Raw genomic sequence first — 7,181 nt, 5'->3', positions numbered from 1 at the left:
TGTTTAAAATTCTGATTTAAGGCTAAGCATTTTTATAGCACTAATTGCCGCTTCAGTACCTTTGTTTCCATGCTTTCCGCCGGAGCGGTCGATAGCTTGTTGCATGGTGTTATCGGTGAGTACACCAAAGATGACAGGCTTATTGTATTTTAAGGATACATCTTTTATCCCAAGAGCAGTAGTTTGACAAACGTAATCGAAGTGTTTGGTTTCTCCTTGAATAACACTACCTAAACAGATAACAGCATCTACTTTGGAAGATTCAAAAAAGAATTGTGCGGCAAGAGGAAGTTCAAAACTTCCCGGGACATTTTTTCTGATAATATTAGCGTCTATACAACCACAAGCCAAGAGGGCTTCTTTAGCACCTTTGAACAAGCCTTCTATTATTTCACTATTCCATTCGGCAACAGCAATTCCAAACTTCATACCCTCTGCTGAAGGAACGTCGTTATAGTTGTAGTCAGATAAATTTTTGTTTGCTGTAGCCATAAAAAAAGCTCGCAAAGCGAGCTATTAAATTATTGTTTCAATTGAGCTCTGGTGATAAACTTATCGATGTCTCGTGCTTCATCAGAGTTTGAATATTCTTTCTGAATGATTGTGTAATATTCAAGAGCTCTATCTAAATTGCCATCTTCTTCCAATGCCATTGCAGCTCTTTTTAGATAGATAGGAGTGGTGAAATCATTTTTACTGTTGAAAGCGGCTTTTGTCCAATAGTTAATAGCGTTATCAAATTCGCCAGTATTCATATAAGCATCGCCCATACTTCCGTATGCAACAGAAGAGACAACTTCATCATCGCTAGAAAAATCACTTAAATAGTCAATAGCACTTTCGTTATCGCCAGTTTTAAGGAAACATACACCAGCATAATAATTTGCTAAGTTGCCCGCTTCAGTAGAACCATAATCGTCTATAATGTAAAGAAGACCGTATTCTCCATTAACCCCATTAAGGGCTAAATTGAATGAATCAGCTTCAAAGTAACTCACACTTTTAAACAGTTCTTGTTGTGCCTCTTCATTTATAGGATCAACATAAAACTTATCGAAAGCCAAGTACAACGCAATTACACCTACAATAGCAAAAACTATAGTAGATAAAGTCTTTTGATTGTTTTCTACCCATTGCTCAGTACGAGTTAACGTTTCTTCAACTACTGCGAATTGTTCTTCTGTTTTGTCTGTCTTCTTCTTTGCCATTATTTTAATTTTGAGCCACAAAAATAACCTTTTTTTCCATTTGAAAAAGTTTGATGTATTTGACTTCTAATAACTTAAAAAATAGATACTTTAGTGGTATTGAATTGAGCACCAATGTATTTAGATAAATTATCTGTATTAAATTTTAAAAATCATTCTGATAGTAGTTTAGATTTTAACCCCAATATCAATTGTTTCGTTGGGAATAATGGTTCTGGAAAAACTAATCTTCTAGATGCCATTCACTATTTATCGTTTACCAAAAGTTTTTTCATCAAACAGGATAGTATGAATGTATTGTATAATCAATCTTTCATGACTGTTGAGGGTATTTTTGAGAAAGACGACAAGAAAGAGTTGGTACAATGTGCAGTTAAGAGTGGTGTTAAAAAAATAGTTAAACGTAACAAGAAAAAGTACGGCAAGTTGGCTGAGCATATTGGCTTATTTCCTTTGGTTATGGTGTCCCCAACCGACAGCGAGTTGCTTTTGGCTGGAAGTGATGTAAGAAGAAAGTATATGGATAGTGTAATATCCCAGTTTGATAAAGAATATCTGAATACTTTAATCGCATACAATAAGTTAATCTTGCAAAGAAATGCACTCTTGAAGTCTATGGATTCAAAATCCATTCAGTTGAGTTCCTTAGCACTGTATGATGAGCAATTGTCGCCATTAGCACATATTATTTTTAAAAAAAGACAGTCTTTTTTAAATCAGTTATCTCCTATATTTCTAGATTATTACACTTCTATCTCTAATACTGAAGAAGAAGTAAGCATACATTATGAATCTCAATTAACAGAACATAGCTTTTTGGATTTATGTCAACAAAATTTTGAAAAAGATAGAATTGTAAAATTCACATCTGTGGGTATCCATAAAGATGATTTGGTTTTTCATTTGAATGGCTATCCTATTAAGCGAGTAGGTTCGCAAGGTCAACAAAAAACATATCTCTTAGCACTTAAATTAGCCCAATTTGATTTTATGCAAGAGGCTTTAGGTTATAAGCCCATGTTGTTGTTGGATGATGTTTTTGACAAATTGGATGATAATAGGGTAGAACACCTTATGAAATTAGTCGATCAACATCATTTTGGACAAATATTTGTTACCGACACACACCCCGAACGATCTAAGCAGATATTTGATAAGATTTCTGCCGATTATAAATTGTTTCACATAAAAGACGGAGCCGTTGAAAAGGAAGAGTAATCAGCAGACATTAGGAGAAGTCATAAAAGACTTTTTGAGGCAGAGTGGATGGGAACGTAAACTCGACGAAGTCAAAATTATAACAGAATGGGATAAAGTCTTGGGGCCTAGCTTAGCTAAATATACTGAAGAAGTGTTTATACAAAACAATAAGCTTCATATTCGATTAAATTCTTCTACTTTAAGGCAAGAATTATCCTACAAGAAGTCAGAAATTATCAAGGACTTAAATGAAGCTGTAGGTAAAGAGGTAATTACCGATATCGTTCTTAAATAAAAAAAGCCCTAAATCGTAAGATTTAGAGCTTCGTTTATATTGTTATTTTCTGATACTAGAATCTTTCCTCAGCAGAGAAAAAGAAATCTCCTTCGATAGCAGCATTGTCATCTGAGTCAGAACCGTGAACAGCATTTTTTGCTTTACTTTCAGCAAACTCACTTCGGATAGTTCCTTCAGCAGCTTCCGATGGGTCAGTAGCACCTATAAGAGTTCTAAAGTCTAGTACTGCATTATCTTTTTCAAGAATGGCAGCAACGATAGGACCAGAGCTCATATAACTTACTAATTCACCATAAAAAGGACGTTCTTTGTGAACAGCATAAAACTCACCTGCTTTCTCAGCAGAAAGTGCTGTCTTTTTCATTGCTACAATTCTAAATCCTGCAGCATTGATTCGTTCTAAGATAGCTCCGATGTGGCCATTTTCCACTGCTTCGGGCTTTATCATTGTAAATGTTCTATTAGTTGCCATTTTTATCTGTTAAAAATTAATGGCGCGAATTTATAAAATTCCTTTACCATTTACACTCAGTTTTATTCTTATTTTAGCAAACTTTATGAAAGCAACAGAATTAAATGAATTAAAAGCGTTTTTATCCACACCTCGAAAGGTGGTAATAACGACACACAAAGGTCCAGATGGCGATGCTATGGGTTCTTCTTTAGCCTTGTATAATTACCTGCTTATGAAAGGGCATGACGTACAGGTTATTACACCAAACGATTACCCCAAGTTTTTGAAGTGGATGAAAGGTGATGAGTACGTTATTGAGTATTGTTTTCATGAAGAAAAAGCTAAAAGAATAACAAAAAAAGCGGAATTAATCTTTTGTTTAGACTTCAATACACTTAGTAGAATAGATACTTTTGCACCTGTTGTCGAAGAATCAAAAGCCTTGAAAGTATTGATTGACCACCATCAGCAACCCGATGTTTTTGATTTTAATTTTTCAGATACTACCTCATGTTCTACGGCTCAACTCATTTTTGAATTTTTAGAATTGTTGGGAGACGAAGACATGATAGATCAAGATATTGCTGAGTGCTTGTACGCTGGAATAATGACTGACACAGGTAACTTTAGGTTCAATTCGGTAACTTCTAAAACCCATCAAGTGGTATCTTTTTTAATGCAAAAAGGTGCTAGAAACGATTGGGTTTATGACCAAATTCATGATAACAACTCTGTTAGCAGACTGAAATTATTAGGCTATTGCTTGAGTGAAAAGATGGAAGTAATCAGAGAGCTAGGAGTAGCTATCATACATCTAAGTAAAGAAGAATTGGAGCGATTTAACTTTAAAAAAGGCGATACTGAAGGAATAGTTAATTATGCACTTTCTATAGAAGGCATTAATGTAGCAGCCTTTATGGTTGAACGTGATGGAATAATTAAAATATCTTTTCGTTCTAAAGGTGATATTTCTGTTAATCAATTATCTCGTGATCATTTTAATGGTGGCGGTCATAATAATGCAGCAGGGGGTGCTTTTTTCACTACGATGGAAGAAGCAATCTCAAAATTTAAAAACATAATCCCTAACTATATTAATAACAACTAAATTAAAAACAATGAAAAACAAACTTTTTATCCTTGGTGTTGCGGCTACATTAGTAGCATGTAATCAAGAAAACTACACAAATGCTGAATTAACAACACAAATAGATTCTGTAAGTTATAGCTTGGGAATAAGTGTTGCCAACAACCTTAAAAATAGCGGTTTTGAAAGTATAGAAACCGATGCTATGGCGTCAGCCTTTAACGATGTTTTCAGTGACAAAGAAGTAAGAATTACTGAAGATGAAGCCAATCTATTAATACAAGATTACTTTCTCGAATTATCAGAAAAGAAAAGTCAAGAGGCTACTGCTGAAGGAAGTTCTTTTTTAATTGAAAACGCTAAGAAAGTAGGTGTCATCACAACTTCATCGGGCTTACAATATGAAATAATTACTAATGGAACAGGGGCAACGCCTAGTGAATCTGACAAGGTTACTGTTCATTATCATGGAACACTATTAGACGGTACTGTCTTTGACAGTTCGGTAGACAGAGGTCAGCCGGCTACATTTCCTGTAAACGGTGTTATTCCAGGTTGGGTAGAAGCTTTACAATTAATGAATGTAGGTTCAAAGTATAAGCTGTATATACCATCTGATTTAGCCTATGGTGAAAGAGGAGCAGGAGGGGCAATAGGACCAAATGCTACACTTATCTTTGAAGTAGAATTATTGTCTATAAACTAATGGCATTAATCAACGAATTAGAAAAGCAAGGTAATTTTTTGTTTAAATATAGAGGGCAATTTCCAGTTGTCCTCTTTATTTTGGCTATTCCATTCCTTTATTTTACTGATTCTACACACCCTTTATTAGCAGAGAATTATTCCGTTTTAGCCATAGCTTTGTCTTTAGTTGGATTTTTAATTCGTGCTTATACCATCGGTACAACACCTCGAGGCACTTCTGGAAGAAACACCAAAGAACAAGTGGCAGAAGTTTTGAATAGTACTGGTATTTATTCTATGGTCAGACATCCTTTATATTTGGGTAATTATTTTATGTGGATAGGTATTGTAGTATTTACATTCAATTGGTATTTTGTTGTAGTGGTTAGTCTGTTGTATTGGGTATATTATGAGCGTATTATGTTTGCCGAAGAACGTTTTTTGGAACGCAAATTTGGACAGCAATACTTAGAATGGGCTAGTAAGTTACCAGCATTTATACCTAAGTTTTCCCAATTTAAAAAGAGCAATATTCCTTTTTCAGTAGTAAGTGTTTTAAGGAGAGAATATTCGGGCGTACTAGCTACGGTCATAGGTTTTGTATTTGTGCTATTGCTAAGGAATTTTTTTGAAGGAAATAAGGTTCTTGTTTCGGAGTCATGGCTGAATGTACTTGCCATTACTACACTAGTAAGTTTAGTTCTAAGAACATTAAAAAGAAGTACCTCATTATTAGATGAAGAAGGAAGGTCGTAAAAATTAAAAAACCTATTTGAAGAGTTGACAAAAATAGTATATTTGCCGTCCCAACTATGGCGAGGTAGCTCAGTTGGTTAGAGCGTCGGATTCATAACCCGGAGGCCGAGAGTTCAAATCTCTCCCTCGCTACTCTAAAAAGCCCCTGCGTTTGCAGGGGCTTTTTTTGTTATAATAACTCAATGATTACCAGTGAAGTGTCTAGAATATTACTTCTTAGTAGCTTTCAGTGAAAAGACATAAGGCAAAGATTGCTTAGCTCTATTTTTCAGAACATACTGACCTTCTTGGCGTTCAACGGTGCCTTTTATGAAATAAGGAGAGTAGTCAAACTCCTCAAAAGACTGTAATTTTAAACCATTAGATTCGAGGGCAACAAAAATTTCACTTAGAGAATGATTCCACCAGCAATATTCCGTTTTCATATCTTCACCACAATCGGTGTAAGAACCCATTTCTAAAGTTGTAGGAGTATTCTCATCAAAAAAGTAAGGGTGTTGTGTTTTATCGTCTAGGATGTCTAATACAGGGTGAAACTCGACAAGAAGAAAAGTACCACCTTGTTTGAGGTGTTTAGCTACTATTGAGCCCCACAATTTGAGGTCCGGTAGCCAGCCTAATGTACCATAAGACATAAATATAATATCAAATTCTTTTTCTAAATCAAGAGTAAGAACATTAGATTCTACAAAATTAGCCTCAATATTGAGCTCTTTAGAAAGTCCTTTGGCGGCAGATATAGCAGCAGGAGAGAAGTCCACAGCAGTAACATCTGCCCCTTTTTTAGCCCAAGACAAAGAATCTTGACCAAAGTGGCATTGCAGATGTAAAAAAGACTTGCCTTTAACATCGCCCATAGCTTCTAACTCAATAGATTTGAGTGACATGGGGTCTTTTTTGAAAGATTCCAAATCGTAAAAGTCAGATTTGAGGTGAATAGCGGTTCTATCTTCCCAGGACTGACGATTTATTTCTATCTTTTTGTTTAATTTATCCATCGGAGCAAATAAACAAAATTTTATTATGAATCTTTCTTACATACTTAATAATCTCCTAACATGAGAGGGGACAGATAAACGCCGTTTATTAGGGGTGTATATCATTCAGCTTTGTATTAAGTGCTTTAGGCGAAGCAGTTTCAAACACACCTCAATAGATAGGCTTTTGTTGTTTTTGATAAGATCAATTGAAGGAAGACTTTCAGAATAAGTTAGGTGTCAATGTGGTTTAATCACTATGAGTTAAACAAAGAATCTTATTTTTTTTCTATTTCAATATTTGTGAGTTCACAAACAGAAACATTTAAATAATAAGCAATCTTGTATAAGGTAAAGTATGTAGGATTTGAGCCCCCTGACTCTAAGCGACTTAAATTAGATTTTTCCATATTACATTGAGCGGCTAAGACCTGTTGGGGAATTCCTTTCTTCTCACGAATGTTTTTTATGTTTTTTCCTATGAGAAGTTGCATTTTAATTTTATCAAATACTA

At 34.8% G+C, this 7,181-nt stretch carries 10 protein-coding genes and 1 tRNA gene; 6 read left to right on the top strand and 5 right to left on the bottom strand.

Annotated elements, in window-relative coordinates; translation table 11 throughout:
• Positions 1–3 precede the first annotated feature (3 nt).
• The gene (ribH, locus tag P8I29_07915; protein MDG1917712.1) at positions 4–492 is read right to left on the bottom strand and encodes a 6,7-dimethyl-8-ribityllumazine synthase; all 489 of its coding nucleotides are present in this window, start codon (positions 490–492) and stop codon (positions 4–6) included.
• A gap of 29 nt (positions 493–521) precedes the next feature.
• A complete protein-coding gene (locus tag P8I29_07910) occupies positions 522–1,208 on the bottom strand; it encodes a tetratricopeptide repeat protein (protein MDG1917711.1) in 687 nt (228 codons plus the stop codon).
• 114 nt (positions 1,209–1,322) lie between these two features.
• On the opposite strand from P8I29_07910, the gene recF reads away from it, so the two are divergent.
• Together recF and P8I29_07900 are read left to right on the top strand one after the other, a co-directional pair.
• Positions 1,323–2,426 (top strand): DNA replication and repair protein RecF, encoded by a 1,104-nt coding sequence (recF, locus tag P8I29_07905; GenBank protein ID MDG1917710.1) that lies wholly within the window; start codon positions 1,323–1,325, stop codon positions 2,424–2,426.
• On the top strand, positions 2,410–2,703 hold the full coding sequence (locus tag P8I29_07900; GenBank protein MDG1917709.1) for a DUF721 domain-containing protein: 294 nt from the start codon (positions 2,410–2,412) through the stop codon (positions 2,701–2,703). Before recF ends, P8I29_07900 begins: the two co-directional genes overlap by 17 nt.
• Positions 2,704–2,758: 55 nt before the next feature.
• Here P8I29_07900 and P8I29_07895 read toward each other — a convergent pair whose 3' ends face one another.
• A complete protein-coding gene (locus tag P8I29_07895; protein ID MDG1917708.1) occupies positions 2,759–3,178 on the bottom strand; it encodes a nucleoside-diphosphate kinase in 420 nt (139 codons plus the stop codon).
• Between the two features lie 85 nt (positions 3,179–3,263).
• On the opposite strand from P8I29_07895, the gene P8I29_07890 reads away from it, so the two are divergent.
• The 4 genes from P8I29_07890 (at position 3,264) to P8I29_07875 (ending at position 5,822) form a co-directional block, all read left to right on the top strand.
• Entirely contained in the window at positions 3,264–4,268 is a 1,005-nt protein-coding gene (locus P8I29_07890; GenBank protein MDG1917707.1) for a bifunctional oligoribonuclease/PAP phosphatase NrnA, read from the top strand.
• Between the two features lie 10 nt (positions 4,269–4,278).
• On the top strand, positions 4,279–4,953 hold the full coding sequence (locus P8I29_07885; GenBank protein ID MDG1917706.1) for an FKBP-type peptidyl-prolyl cis-trans isomerase: 675 nt from the start codon (positions 4,279–4,281) through the stop codon (positions 4,951–4,953).
• On the top strand, positions 4,953–5,690 hold the full coding sequence (locus P8I29_07880; protein MDG1917705.1) for an isoprenylcysteine carboxylmethyltransferase family protein: 738 nt from the start codon (positions 4,953–4,955) through the stop codon (positions 5,688–5,690). Before P8I29_07885 ends, P8I29_07880 begins: the two co-directional genes overlap by 1 nt.
• 58 nt (positions 5,691–5,748) lie before the next feature.
• A tRNA-Met gene (locus tag P8I29_07875) sits at positions 5,749–5,822 on the top strand.
• Between the two features lie 77 nt (positions 5,823–5,899).
• Here the strand turns inward: P8I29_07875 and P8I29_07870 are convergent.
• Positions 5,900–6,688 carry a class I SAM-dependent methyltransferase gene (locus tag P8I29_07870; GenBank protein ID MDG1917704.1) on the bottom strand — a complete coding sequence of 263 codons (789 nt, stop codon included), beginning with the start codon at positions 6,686–6,688 and terminating at the stop codon, positions 5,900–5,902.
• Positions 6,689–6,945: 257 nt separating this feature from the next.
• A partial coding sequence (locus tag P8I29_07865) for a helix-turn-helix transcriptional regulator (protein MDG1917703.1) occupies positions 6,946–7,181 on the bottom strand: 236 nt, incomplete at its 5' end.

This window comes from Flavobacteriales bacterium, from assembly GCA_029248105.1.
Classification (GTDB): domain Bacteria; phylum Bacteroidota; class Bacteroidia; order Flavobacteriales; family UBA7312; genus UBA8444.
This window is presented reverse-complemented; position numbering and strand designations above follow the sequence as displayed.